This window comes from Microbulbifer aggregans, assembly GCF_001750105.1.
Classification (GTDB): domain Bacteria; phylum Pseudomonadota; class Gammaproteobacteria; order Pseudomonadales; family Cellvibrionaceae; genus Microbulbifer; species Microbulbifer aggregans.
In genome coordinates this window covers 1368950-1388413 of the sequence record NZ_CP014143.1, presented here as the reverse complement: position 1 = coordinate 1388413, position 19464 = coordinate 1368950, and the positions used below count along the sequence as shown (strand labels likewise).

Sequence of the window (19464 nt, the reverse complement as noted above, 5' to 3'; positions counted from 1 at the left end):
GTGGAGGATTTTCATGGCCAGAGTACTGATTATTGGCGCCGGCGGCGTCGGCCAGGTGGTTGCGCACAAGTGCGCTCAGGTAGAGGACGTTTTTGAACATATCACTCTGGCGAGCCGCACCAAGAGCAAGTGTGACAAGATCGCCGAGATGTTGCCGCGCATGATCGATACTGCCGAGGTGGACGCCGACAATGTGCCGGAACTCGTCAAGCTGATCGAGAAAGTGAAGCCGGACATGGTGATCAACGTGGCCCTGCCTTACCAGGATCTGCACATCATGGATGCCTGCCTGGAGACCGGGGTTCACTACCTGGATACTGCCAACTACGAACCGCCCGAAGAAGCCAAGTTCGAATACAAATGGCAATGGGCCTACCAGGAGAAATTCGAGAAGGCCGGCCTGATGGCGCTGCTCGGCAGTGGTTTTGATCCGGGCGTAACCAGCGTTTTTACCGCCCATGCGAACAAACACCATTTTGATCGTATGAAGACCCTCGATATTCTCGACTGTAATGCTGGTGACCACGGACTGCCGTTTGCCACCAACTTCAACCCCGAGATCAATATCCGCGAAATCACCGCCAATGGCCGCTATTGGGAAGATGGCGAATGGGTTACTACCAAGCCGCTGGAGTACAAGCGGGTCTTCGATTTCCCTGAAGGCATCGGCGAGAAAGATATCTACCTCCTTTACCACGAGGAGCTCGAGTCGCTGTCCAAGCATTTTCCAGAACTGGAACGCGCCCGCTTCTGGATGACTTTTTCCGCCAACTACCTCAAGCATCTGGAGGTGCTCCAGAATGTCGGCATGACCGGCATCGAGCCGGTCGAATTTCAGGGGCAGGAAATTGTACCCATCCAGTTCCTCAAGACGCTGCTGCCCGACCCGGCGAGCCTGGGCCCGCTGACCAAGGGCAAGACCTGTATCGGCAATATCATTCGCGGCATCAAGGATGGTAAAGACAAGATCTACTACGTCTATAACATCTGTGATCATCAGGAGTGTTACAAGGAGGTCAAATCCCAGGCCATCTCCTATACCACCGGTGTGCCGGCGATGATTGGTGCCAAGATGATGATGGAGGGCAAGTGGATGAAGCCGGGCGTATGGAATCTGGAGCAGCTGGATCCGGATCCCTTTATGGCCGACCTGAATCGCTACGGCCTGCCGTGGCAAGAGGCCTGGCTGGACGAACCCTTCCAATAATAACTCGCCACCTGCCGTAGGGGCTCTCCCGGGCCCCTGTCACCAAGACGGAACTCACTATGGACCTGACGCCCCGACTGGATTATTTCGGTAATTTTGACCCGAGCCGTGTACCGTCTCCCTGTTTCGTCGTCGACGAACGGGCGCTCCGGGACAACCTCGCCGTCCTCGCCGACGTCCAAAAGCGCAGCGGCGCCAAGGTACTGGCCGCTCTGAAAGCGTTTTCCATGTGGAGCACAGGCCCTATCGTGGCCGAATATCTATCCGGCACCTGTGCCAGCGGGTTACATGAGGCGAAGCTCGGCTTTGAGGAGTACGGCGGCCGGGACCTGAACAAGGAAGTGCACGTATTCAGTGCCGGCTACAAAGAAGACGAATTGCGGGAAATACTGCAGTTTGCCCACCATGTTATTTTCAATTCGTTCTCCCAGTGGAAGCGTTACAGGGATCTCTGTCTCGAAGCCCGGCAACAACGTCCCGAGCTGCGGTTCGGTTTGCGAATCAACCCGGAGCACTCTGAGGGGCACACAGAGCTCTATGACCCCTGCGCGCCCTGCTCGCGTCTCGGCATCGTGCGTTCACTGTTCGATGGTGAGGACCTGGATGGCATCAGCGGCCTGCATTTCCACACCCTGTGTGAACAGGATTTCAAACCGCTGGAGCGCACCATCGCTGCCGTGGAAGAAAAGTTCGGCCACCTGCTGCCGCAGATGGAGTGGATCAATTTCGGCGGCGGCCACCACATCACCCGCTGCGATTATCAGGTCGATGAGCTTGTGGATGCGGTACGTGCCTTCTCCGCGCGCCACAAGGTACAGGTGTATCTCGAGCCGGGCGAAGCGGTAGCTCTGTTTGCCGGCATTCTCGTCAGCGAGGTGATCGATATCGCCTGGAATGGACAGAATCAGGCCATTATCGATGTCTCGGCCACCTGCCATATGCCCGATGTGCTGGAGATGCCGTACCGACCGGAAATCACCGGCGCCGCCCGACCCGGTGAACTGCCACATGACTACCGCCTCGGCGGCCAGAGTTGCCTCGCCGGAGACAGTATCGGCGATTACAGTTTCAGCGACCCGCTGAAAGTGGGTGACCGCTTGGTGTTCGAGGAGATGGCCTACTACACCATGGTCAAGACCAATACATTCAATGGAATTCCACTGCCAGCCATCGCCCTGTGGAACTCTGCCACCGACGAGCTGAAAATTGTCAAAGAGTTCGGCTACGAGGACTTCAAAGGCCGCCTCTCGGGCACAAACCCAAAGCTTGTGGCGTCGGGCAGCACGGTTGGCGGTGAAGATGTCGGATGCGCCTGACGTTTTCGTCGGCGAGATTGGGATAGCCCCACCCTACAAGGTCTAATTCATGCTTTCAGAAAACGATTACCCGATTTTCCTGGGCTCCGAAATCGAGCAGCCCAAGCCCGAGGATGCATTTTTCCACGTGCTGCCGATCCCGTATGAAGAGACCGTCTCCTATGGCGGCGGCACTGGCAAGGGCCCCGCGGCAATTCTGGAAGCCTCCTGGCAGCTGGAGACGTTCGACAACTTCTCCTCCCCCAGCGAACTGGGCATCTATACCCGCTCACCGGTGAATGTATCAGGACCGCCCGAGCAGGTGATGGAGAATATCGCCAACGCCACCCGCGAGATCCTCGAGGCGGGCAAGATGCCTGTGGGCATCGGCGGTGAACACTCTGTGACCTGGGGCGTGATCAAGGGCTACCTGGATGCCGGCATCCAAGACTTCGGCGTGGTGCAGATCGATGCCCATGCCGATCTGCGCGACCGCTACGAAGGTGAAAAACACAGTCATGCCAGCGTGATGCGGCTGGTAGTTGAGGCCGGCGTGCCCCTGTATCAGCTGGGCATTCGTGCCTACTGCGAAGAGGAGATGCAGGCCCGCAAGCAATACGGCGTGCGGCACCTGGACGCCCACGAGCTGGTACCCAACAACGTACAGAGCATCGAACTGCCGGAGGACTTCCCCAGCAAAGTGTTCTTTACCCTGGATGTGGACGGTATCGACCCCTCGGTCTTCCCTTCCACAGGTACCCCGGTACCCGGGGGGCTGGGCTGGTACCAGACCCTCAATCTGTTCGAATCCGTGGCCCGGCAGCGTCAGATTATCGGTGTCGACCTGCTGGAGTTTGCGCCGATAGAAGGCTTCCACGCCTATGATTTCGCGGCTGCGCAGCTCCTTTACAAGCTGATGGGGATCATTCAACGCAACCGGGCGGTCAAACAGGGTTAGACGGGCGGTTCACACTTCTTTACCGGAGGGCGTGGCGCGCCCGACCCCTGACGGGTTAAAATTTAACCAATACAGGCAATCGCCTCGCTGGAGAAGATGTGAAGACGCTGAAATTCCTGATCGGTGCCGCCGGGCTCGTGGCCCTCGGCGCCTTCGCTTTTGCGCCGCCGGCCGACGCCCGGACCGCCGCCATCGAGCGGCACGGCTACGGCCACCACAAGCACTGGAAGCACCACCACCGTCACGGCTACCGCAGCCACGGTCCACGCATCTCCGTTGGCCTGACCGTGCCGGTACTGCCCAACGGCTTCCTGAGCTTGGCAGTGGGTGGGCGCCCCTATTACTTTCATGGCGGTCACTACTACCGCCCAGGCCACGCTGGCTACGTCGTCGTTTCAGCCCCGCTGGGCGCAGCGGTCGTCTCCCTGCCCGCGAGCGCAGTTCAGGTCAATATCGGCGGCGTGATCTACTACCAGTACGCGGATGCCTATTACCAGTGGCACCCGGCCCGCCGGTCCTATGTCGTGGTGCCGCCCCCTGCCGGAGCCGTCGCCGTACCTGCCGCCGCAGTAGCCTCCCCGGGAGCCGGTGCTTACAGTCCGGGCCAGGTGATCGAGACGCTGCCACCCGGTTATACCGCCGAAGTGATCAACGGCGTGCAGTACTATCGCTTCGGTGGAGACTATTTCATGCCCACCCAGCGGGATGGGCGGGAAGTCTACGTCGTGGTACAGATCTAGGGATCATCCCGCATTGCACCATTGTGGGTGCCGCAGCATACGACCAACGAAAAAGGGCGAACCAATCGGTTCGCCCTTTTTGATCGGGATGCTGACTCGTGCCAGCTGATCAGTCGCCCTGATAAAACTCCGGGGCCAGGTTATCGAAGCGCGTGTACTTGCCTACGAATGCCGCTCGGCAGGTACCAATTTCGCCGTTACGCTGCTTGCCGATGATCAACTCCGCCATGCCCTTGTCCGGGCTGTCCTCGTTGTAGTACTCATCCCGGTAGATGAACAGGATCACGTCCGCATCCTGCTCGATGGCACCAGATTCCCGCAGGTCCGAGTTCATCGGGCGCTTGTTGGGGCGCTGCTCCACACCCCGGTTTAGCTGCGACAGGGCGATGACCGGACAGTTGTACTCCTTGGCCAACCCCTTCAGGGAGCGGGAAATCTCGGAAATCTCCTGGGTACGCCCTTCGGTCGCCCCTTTTACCTGCATCAGCTGCAGGTAGTCGAGCATGATCAGCGCCGGCATGCTCTTGGCCTCGGCCTCTTCGCGGCTCAGCTTCGGGTTGTCCCGCATCAGCTTGTTGGTGTGGTCGCGCACCGTGCGCTTGGTGCGGGCGCGCACCTCGCTCGGGGACAGGGCCGGCGTATCGTCGATATAGAGCGCCCGGCCCTTCATCTTCTGCACGGCACTGGAGAGCTTCGGCCAGTCGTCTTCCTGCAACTTGCCATTGCGGATACGCCCCTGGTCGATACGTCCGATGGAGGAAAGCATCCGCATGACCAGCGCGTCGGACGGCATCTCCATGCTGAACACCAGGGTGGGATTGTCCTGGGTCAGCATGGCAGTTTCGATAAAGTTCAGCGCCAGGGCGGTCTTGCCCATGGATGGACGGGCGGCGAGGATAATCAGCTCACCCGGCTGCCAGCCTGAGGTGCGCTGGTCCAGCTCCGTCAGGCCGGTGCCGAGGCCGGTGATATCGCCCTCGGTCTTGAACAACTCGTCGATACGCTCGACGGTCTTCTTGAGCAGCGCATCGACGCCGACAAAGCCGCCCTCTTTGGCCCGACCTTCGGCAATCTCTGCCACCCGGCGCTCGGCCATCTGCAGCAGATCGGTGGACGCCAGACCTCCGGGATTGAAACTGGTGCGACTGATCTCACCGGCGGCAGCAATCAGCTGACGCAGCATGGAGCGCTCGCGCACGATCTTCGCGTAGGCGACGATATTCGCCGCGGAGGGGGTGTTTTCGGCCAGTTCGGCCAGGTACGCGGGGCCGCCCACTTCGGCAAGCAGGTCCCGGCTGGCCAGTGCTTCGGCCAGGGTGACGATATCCAGCGGCTGCTCACCATCCGCCAGCTGTGTCATGACCGTGAAGATCGTGCGGTGGCTGGCGACGAAAAAGTCCTGTTCGCTGAGCTGCTCGGCCACACTATCGATGCGGCTGGAATCCAGCATCAGGCCACCGAGGACAGACTGCTCCGCCTCTACCGAGTGCGGCAGTGGCGAGGTGTCGTCGGCTTGCAGGTCTTCTTCTGCTACGGCGTACTCGTCGTTCATCGTTGTTCCGGCTACCAAAACAGATCGGGCGCTGGATCCGCAGGGAATCCAGCGCCCGATTGTAGCGCGACTGGCGGGAAATTGGCGCCCTTCAGGCCGAGGTTATCCGACCCGCAACGGCGTCAAGCCTGCCGGTAGACGCTTATTCGGCTTCGACAACTACCTTAACGGTAGCGACGACGTCGGCGTGCAGCTGCAGGTCGATGTCGTACTCGCCAGTCTCGCGCAGGGTGCCCTCCGGCAGGTTGACTTCAGCCTTGGCCACTTCAACACCGGAAGCGGAGATCGCTTCGGCGATGTCGCGGGCGCCGATAGAACCGAACAGCTTGCCCTCATCACCGGCATTGGCGGCGATGGTAACAACTACGTCGGCCAGCTTCTCAGCACGGCTCTCGGCAGCACTTACCTTGGCGGCAGCAGCGGCTTCCAGTTCAGCGCGCTTGGCTTCGAACTCGGCGACGTTGGCTGCGGTCGCTGCGATGGCCTTGCCAGTCGGCAGCAGGAAGTTGCGGCCAAAACCGGCTTTCACCTCAACGCGGTCGCCCACGTTGCCCAGTTTACCTACTTTGTCGAGCAGAATGACTTCCATCTCGGTGTCCTCAATTTAAGTTGTATGCGGTCCGCAGCTACTTGTTGGCAGCGCGTCCGCGAATATCTATCCAGCTATCTATCAACGCCAGGCCACAAAGGAAGCCGGCCAGCGGCAGGGCCGCGATCACCAGGGCGATGTATAAGGCCACCAGCGGGCCTCTGCCCCAGCCCCGACTCGCCACCATCCAGTGGATCAGGGCGATGCCCGCCACCACCATGGGGAAGGCGATCACCGCGCCCCAGAAAGCGTAGTCCTGGGTCAGCAGGCAGTACACCCACACCAGCATCCCTGCCGCGGCAAGCGGCAGTGGCATGCGCAGCTGGTGGAACTCCTCGCGGAAACCACCGGGGTTGTACAGCATCGCCTGCCACCAGCGGCCGACTACCAGTGCCAGAGTCGCAGTAATTGCTGACACCCAGCTCAGGTAACCCGTGGCCATTGGCTCACTGGCAAACACCTGCTGCAGCTGCTCCGCCTGAGCGCCTCCGGACTCCTCCGCGGCCACCAACAGGCTCTGCAGTAGCCCGCCACTAAAGTGTGCGGTGAGCAGAATGCCGACAGCGGCCACCGCAGTGGTGACGACCAGTGCCCGTGTCCATGAGCGGCTGTTTCTCAGCGCCATCGCCCCGCAGAACACTGCGGCAAGATGGCTGACCGCCAGTCCGGTCATCAGCGGCGACATATATCCGCTCATGCCGGCAGCAACCACCGGCAGCAGAGCCCAGGCCAGTACCATCAGGCCATCGCTGCTGCCGCGGCGCAGGCCAACCAGCGCCAGCGCAGCTGGGCTGATCAGCGGGATACCCACCATCGTGATGAGCACCGCGCGTACGCGCCCGCGCATGATGAATTCTGCCAGGGCACGCACGACTAGATAGCTTCTCTAATAACTCGTCTAAGCAACGCGGGCTGCTTAGGCTTCGTGGCTGTCCGTGTACGGCAGCAGGGCCAGGTAACGAGCGCGCTTGACCGCAGTGGCCAGCTGGCGCTGATACTTGGCTTTGGTGCCAGTGATACGGCTCGGAACGATTTTGCCAGTTTCAGAAACGTAGGCTTTCAGGGTATCGAGATCTTTGTAGTCGATACGCTTAACGCCTTCGGCGGTGAAACGGCAGAACTTACGACGACGGAAAAAACGTGCCATCTGGATATCCCCTTACTCTTCGCTTTCGGCGTTATCGGAAGACTTCTCTTCCTCGGAGGACTTGCTGTCCTGTTCGGAACGCTCGCGACGCTCGGAGCGCTCAGCACGCGCAGCCTTGCGCTCGCGGCTCTCTTTTTCCGCTTTCATGATCGGGCTCTCTTCAGAGATCGCCTCGTCTTCACGGATTACCAGGTTACGCAGAACGGCGTCGTTGTAGCGGAAGTTGGTGGTCAGCTCTTCCAGAGCCTCTTCCGTGCACTCGACGTTCATCAGAACGTAGTGGGCTTTGTGGATCTTGTTGATCGGGTAGGCCAGACGGCGACGGCCCCAGTCTTCCAGACGGTGAACCTGGCCACCGCTGTCTTTGATGGTCGCGGTGTAGCGATCCACCATGCCAGGAACCTGCTCGCTCTGATCCGGGTGGACCAGGAATACAATTTCGTAATGACGCATTTTCGCTCCTTACGGGTTAAACAGCCTCCCGGTCAATCCGGTGAGGCAAGGAGTACAACGGGCCCCGTGACAAGCGGACCCCATTGCGGGCGGCGTATTCTATGCGCACGCCCTACTGGTTGCAAGTTGACCGATCCACACGCACGAGCGGAACCACTGGCCACCCCCAAACTATAGCGACCACCCGGCCGGCACCCCCGCCGCCGAACGCATTGCGGCCATCCCTGACTTGCTCGTCACAAGTTCACGGGCGGCGATTTCCCACCCGAGAATTTCCGAGGAGTCGACGATGGATCCAATGATCATCCAATTTGATGATGCCCTGCCGGGGGACTACTGCGAGCACCTGCTTCGCCGCTTTCACGAAACACCGGAGAAGCAGCCAGGGCGCACCGGCTCAGGGGTGGATCTGAGCAAGAAAAACAGCTCTGACCTGTATCTCTCTGACCTCGAGAGCTGGCGCGAGGAGTGTGACACCATCCAGAACGTGCTCTGGCGTGCGCTGGCGGCCTACAGCCGCCGCTACCCCCACATGGTCACTGGAGCGCTTTCCCCCAGCCTGCTCGACCCGGCCAGCGGCCAGTCGCGGACATTGCACAGTGATGATATCGCCGGCCTGGACGAAGGGCAGCTGCACCAGCTCCTGCGTGGAATCTACCGGCTCGATGGCATCAACCTGCAGCACTACCGGCAGTCCCAGGGTGGCTACCACCACTGGCATTCGGAACACTTTCCACACCCTACCGACCCGGGACAGCACTCACTGCACCGGGTGCTGCTGTGGCTGCTGTACCTGAACGATGTGGAAAAAGGCGGGGAGACGGAGTTCTTTTACCAGGGCGCCAAACTGAAGCCGAAACGGGGCAGCCTGGTGCTGGCCCCGTGCGGCTTCACCCACACCCACCGTGGCAATGTCCCTCGCTCCGGGGACAAGTACGTACTCACTTCCTGGGTGCTCTACCGCCCCGCGACGGAGCTGTATGGGCAGCAGCCGGAGCAGTAGCCGCTGGCGTCAGCCCGCCGTTGCCCGCTGGCGGACTGCCTCAAACAGGCACACGCCGGTAGCCACGGAGACATTGAGACTGCTCACCTCCCCGGCCATGGGGATCTTGATCAGGTGATCGCAATGCTCCCGGGTCAGCCGGCGCAGGCCGCTGCCCTCGGCCCCCATCACCAGCGCCAGGGGGCCGGTGAGCTGGCTGTGGTAGACATCCTGCTCAGCCTCGCCGGCCGCCCCGAATATCCACACCCCCGCCTGCTGCAACTTCTGCATAGCCCGCGCCAGGTTGGTGACGGTGACAAACGGCAGCACTTCCGCCGCACCACAGGCAACCTTGCGGGCCGTGGGCGTGAGACCGGCCGACTTGTCTTTGGGAGCAATGACCGCATGAACACCGGCTGCTTCCGCCGAGCGCAGGCAGGCCCCGAGGTTATGGGGATCGGTCACGCCGTCGAGGATCAGTAGAAACGGCGCTTCGCCTCGCTGCTCCAGCTCTTGCAGCAACTCCTGTAGAAAGCGCTCGTCGTACACCCGGGTTTGGCCGGCACAGACCGCCACCACACCCTGGTGGTTGCCATCATCACCCACTTTCTCATCCAGTGTGCGGCGGTCCACGACACTGACGGCAATGTTGTTCTTCTCAGCCTGGGCAAGGATTTTCTGTAAGCGCTGGTCACGGCGGCCGCGCAGCAGCAGTAGCTGCTGCACCTGCTGGGGGGAGCTCTTCAACAGGGCCTGCACCGCGTGCAGGCCGTACACTAACTCTTCTGATGACACGGTCTATTTCTTCTTACTCTTGGCCGGCCCCTTACGGCCCGGCTTCTTCTTGCCTTTGAAAGATTTCTTCTTCGCTTTGGCAGCCTTTTCGGCTTTGTGGGCCGCCTTGCGCGCGGCGACCGCCGGGCGCTTGCCGCCCTTCCTCGGCGGCGTACGCTTGGGCCCGCGACGACGCCGGGGCGCCTCGCCATCGCCCTCGTGCCCTTCGGCTACGGTCCCTGGGTCCAGCGGGCGCTGCGGCTCCGAAGCCACCGGCACGGCCTCTTCTGAGCCCACTTTGCGCTTGCGAAACGGAGCCTCGCCGGGTGCGGTTTGCGGGCGTTTTTTCCAGGGCGAAGCCGCCGCGCCTTTGCCGGCCGGCTTCGCCTCGGCGCCACCGTTTTTCCTGCCCTTGCCGCGACGCTCCCGCTCCTCCTGGTGTTCTACCGCCATCTCCATGGCGCGGGGGCTGACATCGGTACGCTCACGCTTGGGACGGGGCAGCACCGACTCCAGCAGGAAATCGACCTTGCGCTCATCCAGATCCACACGGGCCACCTGCACCATCACCGGATCGCCGAGGTGGTAGCGGGCACCACTGCGCTCACCGACGAGGCGCTGATGGGCCTGGTCGAAGCGGTAGTAATCCTTGGGCAGAGAGCTGACATGGATCAGGCCCTCCACGTAGAAGTCGCTGAGTTCCACGAATAGCCCGAAACCGGTGACAGCACTGACGACCCCGGGATAGGTCTCACCCACATGCTCCTGCAGGTACTCGCACTTGAGCCAACTGACCACATCGCGGGTGGCATCGTCGGCGCGACGCTCGGTCATCGAGCAGTGCTCACCGAGCTGGACCATGGCAGCCATGTCGTAAGGCAGAATCCGCTCGCGGGGAATCGCCTCTGCACCGGGAACCACATGCACTTTTTTCGCCACCGGGCGCGCATTGGCGCTGCCGTTGCGGATCAGCCAGCGCAGCGCACGGTGTAGCAGCAAGTCCGGATAGCGGCGGATCGGCGAGGTGAAGTGGGCATAGGCCTCGTAATCGAGACCGAAGTGGCCCCGGTTTTCCGGCTGGTAGACCGCCTGATTCATGGAGCGCAACAGCATCATCTGAATGATGTGCGCGTCCGGGCGGCCCTCCACCTGGTTGAGGAGCAGCTGGAAGTCCATCGGTTGCGGCTCGGCACCGCCGGGCAGGCGCAGACCCAGTTCACCCAGGTACTCGCGCAGGTTGCTGAGCTTTTCCTCTTTGGGGACATCGTGCACACGATAGAGGGCGGGCACCTCGGAAAGCTCCATCAGCTTGGCCGCGCAGACGTTGGCGGCCAGCATGCACTCCTCAATCAATTTGTGCGCATCATTGCGCTGCACCGGCACGATACGCTCGATCTTGCGCTGGTCGTCGAAGATGATTCGGGTTTCCGTGGTCTCGAAATCAATCGCACCGCGACGATCGCGGGCGCCGCGCAGAGCGCGGTAGAGGTCGTGCAGATTGTCCAGGTGCGGCACCACCGCCGAGTACTGCTTGCGAATGCCACTGCTGCGGTCGCCGCGCTCGGCGATCATCTGTCCCACCTTGTTGTAGGTGAGCCGCGCGTGGCTGCGCATCACGCCCTCGAAAAAGCGGTAATCGCGAATACTGCCGGCGTCATCGATGTGCATCTCGCACACCATGCACAGCCGATCCACCTCCGGATTCAGGGAACAGAGCCCGTTGGAGAGTTTCTCGGGCAGCATGGGCACTACAAAATCCGGGAAATAGACCGAGTTACCGCGACTGTGGGCCTCTTCATCCAGCGCGCTGCCGGGACGCACGTAGTGGGAAACATCGGCGATGGCCACCAGTAGCTTCCAGCTGCCGTCGCCGAGTGACTCACAGAACACCGCATCGTCGAAATCCCGGGCATCCTCCCCATCGATGGTGACCAGCGGTAACTGGCGCAGGTCCACCCGGCCCTTCTTGTCTTCCTCAACCACCTCGGCGGGAATCGGGTCCGTCTCCGCCAGCACTGCCGCCGGCCACTCGTGGGGAATACCGTAATTGCGGATGGCGACATCGATCTCCATCCCTGGGGCCAGGTGATCCCCCAGCACCTCAGAAACCTCGCCCTGGGGCAGCACGTCGCGGCCCGGCTGCTGGGTGATATTGACCACCACATACTGCCCATGGCCGGCTCCGGCAGACTTCTCTTCCGTCACCAGCACATCCAGGTTGATACGCGGATTCTCCGGGCGCACGAAGCAGATACCATTTTCACGGTACAGCCGGCCGGCCAGCTCCTGGGTGTTGTGCTTGATGACGCGGATCACCGCACCCTCGCGCTTGCCGCGGAAGCCCCCGGGGGTCTCCCGCACCAGCACCTCATCGCCGTCGAACACTTTGCGCATCTGGCGATGGGACAGAAACAGATCATCACCACCGTCCCGCGGGGAGACAAAACCGAAACCATCCCGGTGACCGATCACCCGGCCGCGAACGATGTTCATTTTATCGAGCACGCCGAAGTCCCCGGCGCGGTTACTGGCGATCTCGCCATCCCGGGACATGGCGATCAGCCGCCGGCGCACACCCTCACGGCGGTCCTCGTCCTCGAGACCGAGCGCATCTGCGACCGCCTCCCAGGCAACAGGACCGGGCTGCTGCTCCAACAGCTGCAGCAGGAACTCTCGACTGGGTACGGGTTTATCGTATTTCTCCGCCTCGCGCTTGGCGTGGGGATCATCGTCAATCTGGATCTTTTTCTGAGTCAAAACAGCTTCCATTGTCTGGGGGCAGTCGCCCCTCTCTGGCGACTCCCGGAGGGATCCGGGGAATTTGGACAGCGCTACGAAGGTTGTCATTGGCCGGTGCAGAACGCCCGGCGTACAGCTCGCGCAATTGCAGGGATTATAAGCGATTTGGGGCCGGATCCCGACCATCACTGTTGATGTTGAATTTCACGCAACAGAACCGTTGACACCCCCCGGGCAAATCTCTATAGTTCGCGACCTCAACGGAGCACACCGTTGATTTGCCCAGGTGGCGGAATTGGTAGACGCGCTAGCTTCAGGTGCTAGTGACCGCAAGGTCGTGGAAGTTCAAGTCTTCTCCTGGGCACCAATCCCAAAAAGGCCGACTCGCAAGAGTCGGCCTTTTTTCGTTTCGGCCACGATCAAATTCAGCGGCGCCAACTTCGGCCGACAGCCCCTATCCCGCATCCCGACGTATTCCCCCCAGAAAAAAATGAGGGACTAGCCCTGACCAGTCACAAATAGACAATTGACACATTTTCCAAAACCTCTATAGTGCGCGTCCTCAACGGAGCACACCGTTGATTTGCCCAGGTGGCGGAATTGGTAGACGCGCTAGCTTCAGGTGCTAGTGACCGCAAGGTCGTGGAAGTTCAAGTCTTCTCCTGGGCACCAAATTAAAAAGGGCCGACTCGCAAGAGTCGGCCCTTTTTCGTTTGCGCCCCTGACGCGATCAACCGGTGTTGCGCATACCGGCAGCAATACCGGCGATAGTCACCATCAGCGCACTCTCCAGCACCGGATCGGAATCCCGCTCGCGCAGGCGCGCCATCAGCTCCGCCTGCAACAGGTGTAGCGGATCCGTGTAGGGATCGCGCACCCGGATCGACCAGCGCATCACCGGATTGTTGTCCAGCAGGCTCTCCCGCCCCGTCAGTTGCTGCAGCGCATCGACGGTGTGGGCCAGACGTTCGCGCAGCGCCTTACCAAGACGCATCAACTCGACATCATCGGTCAATCGCTCCTCATACCACGAAGCGACCCGGGTATCGGCCTTGGCCAATACCATCTCCAGCATATCCACCACACCCTGGAAAAAGGGCCACTGCTCGCTCATCGCTCGAAGCGTGTCTGTTTCTGAAGGGCTGGCCAGGGCGCTCTCAAGCGCCGCGCCGGTTCCCAGCCAGGCCGGCAACATCAGGCGGATCTGTGTCCAGGCAAACACCCAGGGAATAGCACGCAGTGTTTCCACCCCGCCGCCGGGCTTGCGACGCGCAGGCCGGCTGCCGAGAGCCAGGCGACTGAGCTCGGTTTCCGGCGTCACCGTACGCAGGTAGGCCACCAGCGCGGGATCGTCACGCACTACGTCGCGGTATCCGGCTACCGACACCTGCGTCAGCTGTTCCATCTCCTGGCGCCACTCGGGGCGGGGCTCTGCCGGCGGCATCAGGGTGGCCTCCAGGGTGGCGGCGACGTACTGCTCCAGGTTGTATGCCGCTACCGAAGGGCGCCCGTATTTAAAGCGGATCATCTCCCCCTGCTCCGTCACCCGGATACGCCCGGCCACCGATCCCGGCGGTTGCGACAGCAGCGCCATGCGAGTCGGTGAACCGCCGCGGGAGATGGAGCCGCCGCGGCCATGGAACAGAGTCAGGGGGATACCGTGTTCACGGAAGCTGGCGGTGAGCCGCTCCTGGGCACGGAACTGCGCCCAGGCTGCCCCCAGGAAGCCGGCGTCCTTGGCGGAGTCGGAATAGCCGATCATCACTTCCTGCCCGCTGGAGACACGCTCTTTGTACAGGGGAATCTGCAGCAGCGCGCCCATGGTATCGGCGGCATTGTTGAGGTCATCCAGGGTCTCGAAGAGCGGCACGACACGCATCGGCTCGAGAACACCGGCGATCTTCTGCAACAACATGACAGCGAGCACATCCGAGGAAGTCTTCGCCATGGAAATGACATAGGCTCCCAGCCCCTCTGAGCCCTGCTCTGCGATCACCCGGCAGGTCGCCAGTACTTCCCTCACTTCCTCGTCACAGAATTCACTGCGGTAAAACGCTTCGTCCACCAGTGGCCTGCGACCTTCGAGCTCCGCCAGCAGGAACTGCTGCTTTTGCGACTCGTCCCAGTCCGCGTAGCTGCCCAAGCCCAGGTATCGGGTGACGGCATCCAGCGCAGCCATGTGGCGGGTGGACTCCTGGCGGATGTCCAGGCGCAGCAGCGTAATACCGAAACAGTTGAGCCGGCGCAGGGTGTCCTTGAGCTGCCCATCGGCAATAGCCGAAAGGCCGACCGCACGCAGCGAGCGATCGATCAGACGTAATTCCTCGGCGAGCTGAGCGCTGCTGGTATAGCTTTCCCCTTCCGGCTCCGGCTGGCTGTGTACCCGCGCCTCCATCTGCGCGCGGGTGGTGCGCAGCCGATCACGCACCTGCCGCAATAACAGACGATAGGGCTCGTGCGTGGGGCCGGTGCGCGCCAGCAATTCGTCGCTGGCGCGGTGCATGGAGAGGTCCGCCAGCAGGTTCTCCACATCGCGCAGATACAGGTCGGCAGCCATCCAGCGGGCCAGCGTGAGCACTTCCCGGGTGACGGCGGCGGTGACATTCGGGTTACCGTCGCGATCGCCGCCCATCCAGGAAGCAAAGCGGATCGGCACCCAGTCAGCGGGCATGGACTCCAGGCCCGCCAAATCCAGTTCAGCTTCGATCTCGCGCATGCCCTGCGGGACGGCATGCCATAACGATTGCTCGATGGTGGCGAAACCCCACTTGGCTTCATCCACCGGCGTGGGCCGCTCGCGCCGAATTTCGTCGGTACTCCAGGCGGAAAGAATCTGCTCACTCAGGTGCCGGCGCAATTCACTGGCTTCTTCCTGAGTGAGGTCTGGCCGATCCATGTCCGCTAGTAAGTCGGCAATCTGATCGTACTTGCGGATCAATGTCCGTCGAGTGACTTCGGTGGGATGCGCAGTGAGAACGAGCTCTACGGACAAATCACTCAGGGTTGAGAGTACTCTTTCCTGACTAACGCCGGATTTTTTCAGTTCCGCCAGCACCTGACGCAGGCTCTGGTCCGTGTCGGGATCTCCCGGGTAGCGCTGGTGATGCCGGCGCAAGCGCTCGCGATGGCGTTGCTCGGCGATATTGGCGAGATTGAGAAACTGGCTGAATGCCCGGGCCACTTCCAGCAGCGTCTCGTCATCGAGCGGATCCAGCAGATCCCGCAGGCGACCGACCAGCACCTCTTTCGAATCGCTACTTTCTACTGCCGCCTGCCGAATCGTTTCAACTGTATCGAATAACTGCTCACCAGCCTGCGCCTTTAATACCGAGCCAAGCTCTTCACCGAGCAGACGCACATCGTCCCTCAATGGTGCATTTTGATCCGCACTCACTACCCTTCTCCCCCTTGAGATCTGAAGCGCACATCATCCCATTTTTCAAGCCAGATACCCAGCGAGCGTTTCAAGTGAAACAATTTTCCAGTGAGCCCGTGCAACTTCTCCCATCGGAGCACCGTATACACGCAACACCAAGATGTGATGAATAAACTTATACGGAAAATCACAGGAAACAAAAAAACCGGTTTCTACAAACCGGCTTTTCCAATCAGAAAATAAAAAGAAAAGACTGGCAAAGTTTCACAGCTTAGGCGGCTACTCCAGCAGTGTTACCGTCACCCGCAGGGTGTCACGATACTGCCCCGCCATGCGCCCTTTCGTGTCACCAATCTGAACGCTGATATTTCGCAAGCGCCGCCCATTTTCCGGCGCGGAAAAACTACGACTGTCTTTGCCGCCCTGGAGAGACAACTGCTGCCCGTCGAGCCAGGCCCTGTAGGGTACAGCGGTGTTTTCCCCTTTGAGGGACACGTGCTGCAGTTGGCCATTATTCTCAGACGCTACTGCCAGGTTATAGGCCCCATTTGCGCGCACGGCCAACATTGCCGATAGCGTCTCGCCCTCCTCAAGTTCACCAAAATTCATGCCCGCGGATCTTCCCAGCTGGCTTTGCGCATTGCCAGCCAATTGCAGATCAGCTTGTGGCGCCACCCGGGCGGAAAGGCGGAAGTCGATATCCCGCACCCACTGGCCATTGGCAAAAACCCGCAGGACAAATGTATTGTCGTAATCCCCTATCCTGCGTGCCTGGCCAACTGGCAGTTTTACTACGAGATCTAGTGTGTAACCTCTCGCAGCCGGTTCAAATTGCAGCCAGCGCTGCTCACTGCCATTCATGGGTATCACCCGATCCCCCCGGTCCCTGAAACTCAGGTTGAGTGGCTGACCCGGTCCGCGCAGATGGGCGCCTGAGGCAGGCAGCAGCGCCACGCCGAAGAGACAGCGACCCCGGGCATCGATGGACAGGCGCAGGGGGTTAATCCCATCCCTGTCAGCAAACGGGTAATAGATCAGCCCCGCGGCTCCCTCCAATGACAGAGAAATTACAGAGCAATTTTCATCGTTGTCAGACTCCCCCGATACCGGAGTACTGACCTGCAGTAGAACGAAGCAACACAGAAGAAACCAGATCCTGGTCATAGGGAAATCCGCTCCTTGATCACACCCAATTCGACAATCCCGGTCGCGCCGTCCTCGATGGTGAACAATACACTCAGCCCATTCCTATCAGGGAACACGATCCGGTACTTACCGGGGGACAGTCCCTGCGCGACAAACCGGCCACGGCCGTTGGTAAATGTGGTCACCGGATCAAATTCCCGCTCGTCGGCAGCAGTAATCCTGCCGACTTTCATGCCTATCGCATAGCCACGACTGTCCAGCACCTCGCCAATCACGGTAATGGAAGCCTCAGAACCTGCGGTGTAAACCACTCCAGAACGATAGTAGGGAAAGGTATTGCCTTCGATATTGCCCATGTCATAACCATACGGTGGGTTTTCCGGCTCCCAGCGGATCCGGCGCAATACATAACTGTTAACGGTGGGGACGACCGCGGGACCAAAATTATCAGCGATGGCCACATGCCCATCTTGCCGCTCATCTACGAGAATACGACTGCTATCCAGCGTTTCGTGCCTGCGGACCATGATGAAGGAATCATTGATGGGGCGTCCCACACCGACGGTGCCATCGGCATAAGCCACACTGGTGCCCAGCCTTACCGTGCTGAACTGAGCAGGTGCTTGCTCCACATCAGTAAATTCCGTATAGCGATGATCGACGCCGAGCTGAAAGCGGTTGCCCAGGTATAGAGCACCCAGGTCTCCCTGATAGCCATCGATATCGGAGCGCAGCGCAACTCCACCGGAAAGGTCACCAACTGTCCCATCAGAAAACCGCCCAAAGGTAAGCTCACCGACCTCATCAAAGCTGTCCCACTGCGCAGTCGCCAGCTGGCGTAGACCCAGTGGTGCGGAAATTCGAATGAGTCCCCGGATCTCATCGGACTCTGCCACTTCCTGTTCAACCCGCAGTGACAGATTGAATGGGCCAAAACGACGGGTTATGTCAAAGCTATACACCTCTTCGCGAGGCTCTTCTTCGAAGACTGTTTCAGCGTGACGGGCACTGGCTGTCAGATAGGTTCCAAACGGTCCAGGAGCAGAGTAGCGGGCACGCAGTTCCGATTTGTACTGCGTACTGGGTGCCACTTGCCCGAGATAGGTGTAAAACTCATCCCGTGCAACAGCAACCAGGTCGAGTTCATGTGGTCGGCTGTCGCCAATCAGGAAATCATATGACCACCGTAGCGAGGACGCGGTCCCGCGGCCGATACCATCGAGATTGCTGGCACTGACATTGCCCGCAAGTATCCCTGCCGGTGTAATGACAGAAATTTCCGCACCGCTGATCTGCTGGATTTCCGAGGCCTGATAACTGGCTCCCAGTGTGAGGTAGTCGGTCAGCCCATAGCGGTAAAAGCCAGAAAAAGCCGGAGCGTCGTAGTCATAGTCGATACCGATGCCATCACCAATGCCGCGCTGGTATCCGGCATTGACCGAAAATTCGGACACCCCCTTTTTCAGCAGGGTTGGATCTGAGAACAGGGAAAACTCGATGCGTCTCTGCTTGCCGGAGGGATCAGTGATCAGCAACGCCACTTCGTTGACGCCTGCATTCACGGCGAAGTCATTCAGGTCGTAGCGCCCCGGCGGCAGGCGCAGTACATTCTGAAAAAGGCCATTGATATAGACCTCAACAATGGAACGCTGATTGACGGTAAAACTGCGTGACCCGGTAGGTGTAATGTTCTTCAGTGGCTGGATATCGGAATAAGCCCTCTCGACAGAGAAACCCAACAGTGGAGGGGCTACCTGAAACTCCGTGCCACGATAGAAAACATCCCCCACTGAATAGCGCACTGCTCGCTGGACATCGTCGTGGAGCAGACGCATCTCCGTGCGCTGCCAATTACCGCTAGTGCCGAAGGAAGTATCCTGGTAGGCGCCCCATTCCAGCACCAGGCGAGGATTGCCAAAGAGCTGCACCGCTCCGTCCACATTCAGCAGCGTGGCCCGCCGCTGATCATCCGCCAGCGCATCGTCCCAGCGATACTCCTCCTGAACATTGATATTCACGTAAGCGGAGCGACCCGGCAGGTCATAGGCTGATAGGTTGTCGTAATCGACGATGTTCGGCCTGAGCGACAGTTCCTGGCTCTCCCGGCGGGAGTCGGCGAGCTCAATTTTTATTTCGAGCGTTGCTGGGTCGAAGAAAATATCAATAAACTCTTCAATGAAAGCGCCGACTGGAATTGCCTGTTCATCGGCGGCAGCAGCGATTCGCTCGATTACGTCCGCATTGAAATGTCCTGTGGCAAAGTCAGTCCAGCTTTGCTTATCGATGCTGCACAGCGACGTCCCTGTGACGCCCGCATTGAGACTACCGACAATATTTCCATCAATGGATGCGGGCAGGTTGATATAGATGACATTGGGCTGTGACTGCTGCGAGCCCTGCGGCTGCGATACGCCCTGTAGATGTGCTCCTGAAGGGTAAGCCTGCCAGGGCAGCATCAACCCAGCCAACAGTAGTCCCAGGCCCCACAAGCGACTCGTGTCCACTA

15 protein-coding genes and 2 tRNA genes are annotated in these 19464 nt (G+C 60.2%); 7 read left to right on the top strand and 10 right to left on the bottom strand.

What is annotated here, in order from left to right; all coding sequences use genetic code 11:
* Positions 1-13: 13 nt before the first annotated feature.
* The 4 genes from AUP74_RS05985 (at position 14) to AUP74_RS05970 (ending at position 4200) form a co-directional block, all read left to right on the top strand.
* The gene (locus AUP74_RS05985; RefSeq protein WP_069946781.1) at positions 14-1207 is read left to right on the top strand and encodes a saccharopine dehydrogenase family protein; all 1194 of its coding nucleotides are present in this window, start codon (positions 14-16) and stop codon (positions 1205-1207) included.
* Positions 1208-1266: 59 nt separating this feature from the next.
* Positions 1267-2523, top strand: a complete 1257-nt coding sequence (gene nspC, locus AUP74_RS05980) for a carboxynorspermidine decarboxylase (RefSeq protein WP_083260847.1) — start codon at positions 1267-1269, stop codon at positions 2521-2523.
* Positions 2524-2572: 49 nt separating this feature from the next.
* Positions 2573-3460 carry an agmatinase gene (gene speB, locus AUP74_RS05975; RefSeq protein ID WP_069946780.1) on the top strand — a complete coding sequence of 296 codons (888 nt, stop codon included), beginning with the start codon at positions 2573-2575 and terminating at the stop codon, positions 3458-3460.
* A 98-nt stretch (positions 3461-3558) separates the two neighbouring features.
* Complete coding sequence (locus AUP74_RS05970; RefSeq protein ID WP_069946779.1) at positions 3559-4200, top strand: DUF6515 family protein; 642 nt, start codon at positions 3559-3561, stop codon at positions 4198-4200.
* Positions 4201-4309: 109 nt separating this feature from the next.
* On the opposite strand, the gene dnaB is transcribed toward AUP74_RS05970, so the two are convergent.
* The 5 genes from dnaB to rpsF all read right to left on the bottom strand — a co-directional run bounded on the left by dnaB (position 4310) and on the right by rpsF (position 7941).
* Positions 4310-5752, bottom strand: a complete 1443-nt coding sequence (dnaB, locus tag AUP74_RS05965) for a replicative DNA helicase (protein ID WP_069946778.1) — start codon at positions 5750-5752, stop codon at positions 4310-4312.
* Positions 5753-5894: 142 nt separating this feature from the next.
* A complete protein-coding gene (rplI, locus tag AUP74_RS05960) occupies positions 5895-6341 on the bottom strand; it encodes a 50S ribosomal protein L9 (protein WP_069946777.1) in 447 nt (148 codons plus the stop codon).
* A 37-nt stretch (positions 6342-6378) separates the two neighbouring features.
* Positions 6379-7212: a hypothetical protein gene (locus AUP74_RS05955; RefSeq protein WP_069946776.1), complete on the bottom strand. Its 834-nt coding sequence runs from the start codon at positions 7210-7212 to the stop codon at positions 6379-6381.
* Positions 7213-7257: 45 nt separating this feature from the next.
* Positions 7258-7488, bottom strand: coding sequence for a 30S ribosomal protein S18 (gene rpsR, locus AUP74_RS05950; protein WP_067084304.1), 231 nt, complete (start codon positions 7486-7488; stop codon positions 7258-7260).
* 12 nt (positions 7489-7500) lie between these two features.
* Complete coding sequence (gene rpsF, locus AUP74_RS05945; protein WP_069946775.1) at positions 7501-7941, bottom strand: 30S ribosomal protein S6; 441 nt, start codon at positions 7939-7941, stop codon at positions 7501-7503.
* Positions 7942-8230: 289 nt separating this feature from the next.
* Between rpsF and AUP74_RS05940 the strand changes: the two genes are divergently transcribed.
* Positions 8231-8944: a 2OG-Fe(II) oxygenase gene (locus tag AUP74_RS05940; RefSeq protein ID WP_069946774.1), complete on the top strand. Its 714-nt coding sequence runs from the start codon at positions 8231-8233 to the stop codon at positions 8942-8944.
* A gap of 9 nt (positions 8945-8953) precedes the next feature.
* Here the strand turns inward: AUP74_RS05940 and rlmB are convergent, their stop codons facing one another.
* Complete coding sequence (gene rlmB / locus AUP74_RS05935) at positions 8954-9718, bottom strand: 23S rRNA (guanosine(2251)-2'-O)-methyltransferase RlmB (RefSeq protein WP_069946773.1); 765 nt, start codon at positions 9716-9718, stop codon at positions 8954-8956.
* Between the two features lie 3 nt (positions 9719-9721).
* On the bottom strand, positions 9722-12466 hold the full coding sequence (rnr, locus tag AUP74_RS05930; RefSeq protein ID WP_069946772.1) for a ribonuclease R: 2745 nt from the start codon (positions 12464-12466) through the stop codon (positions 9722-9724).
* Positions 12467-12716: 250 nt separating this feature from the next.
* On the opposite strand from rnr, the gene AUP74_RS05925 reads away from it, so the two are divergent.
* Positions 12717-12803 (top strand) — tRNA-Leu (locus AUP74_RS05925).
* Between the two features lie 218 nt (positions 12804-13021).
* Positions 13022-13108 (top strand) — tRNA-Leu (locus AUP74_RS05920).
* A gap of 58 nt (positions 13109-13166) precedes the next feature.
* Here AUP74_RS05920 and ppc read toward each other — a convergent pair.
* The 3 genes from ppc to AUP74_RS05905 form a co-directional block, all read right to left on the bottom strand.
* A complete protein-coding gene (gene ppc / locus AUP74_RS05915; protein ID WP_069946771.1) occupies positions 13167-15830 on the bottom strand; it encodes a phosphoenolpyruvate carboxylase in 2664 nt (887 codons plus the stop codon).
* 261 nt (positions 15831-16091) lie between these two features.
* The gene (locus tag AUP74_RS05910; RefSeq protein WP_069946770.1) at positions 16092-16976 is read right to left on the bottom strand and encodes a hypothetical protein; all 885 of its coding nucleotides are present in this window, start codon (positions 16974-16976) and stop codon (positions 16092-16094) included.
* A complete protein-coding gene (locus tag AUP74_RS05905) occupies positions 16973-19462 on the bottom strand; it encodes a fimbria/pilus outer membrane usher protein (protein WP_145924330.1) in 2490 nt (829 codons plus the stop codon). The genes AUP74_RS05910 and AUP74_RS05905 overlap by 4 nt, the downstream gene beginning before the upstream one ends.
* Between the last annotated feature and the right edge of the window lie 2 nt (positions 19463-19464).

Excerpts from the sequence above, each read along its gene's own strand:
- AUP74_RS05910 (WP_069946770.1), bottom strand. The coding sequence starts at position 16,976 with ATGACCAGGATCTGGTTTCTTCTGTGTTGCTTCGTTCTACTGCAGGTC.
- speB (WP_069946780.1), top strand. The coding sequence starts at position 2,573 with ATGCTTTCAGAAAACGATTACCCGATTTTCCTGGGCTCCGAAATCGAG.
- rnr (WP_069946772.1), bottom strand. The coding sequence starts at position 12,466 with ATGGAAGCTGTTTTGACTCAGAAAAAGATCCAGATTGACGATGATCCC.
- dnaB (WP_069946778.1), bottom strand. The coding sequence starts at position 5,752 with ATGAACGACGAGTACGCCGTAGCAGAAGAAGACCTGCAAGCCGACGAC.
- rpsR (WP_067084304.1), bottom strand. The coding sequence starts at position 7,488 with ATGGCACGTTTTTTCCGTCGTCGTAAGTTCTGCCGTTTCACCGCCGAA.
- nspC (WP_083260847.1), top strand. The coding sequence starts at position 1,267 with ATGGACCTGACGCCCCGACTGGATTATTTCGGTAATTTTGACCCGAGC.
- rpsF (WP_069946775.1), bottom strand. The coding sequence starts at position 7,941 with ATGCGTCATTACGAAATTGTATTCCTGGTCCACCCGGATCAGAGCGAG.
- AUP74_RS05985 (WP_069946781.1), top strand. The coding sequence starts at position 14 with ATGGCCAGAGTACTGATTATTGGCGCCGGCGGCGTCGGCCAGGTGGTT.
- rplI (WP_069946777.1), bottom strand. The coding sequence starts at position 6,341 with ATGGAAGTCATTCTGCTCGACAAAGTAGGTAAACTGGGCAACGTGGGC.
- AUP74_RS05940 (WP_069946774.1), top strand. The coding sequence starts at position 8,231 with ATGGATCCAATGATCATCCAATTTGATGATGCCCTGCCGGGGGACTAC.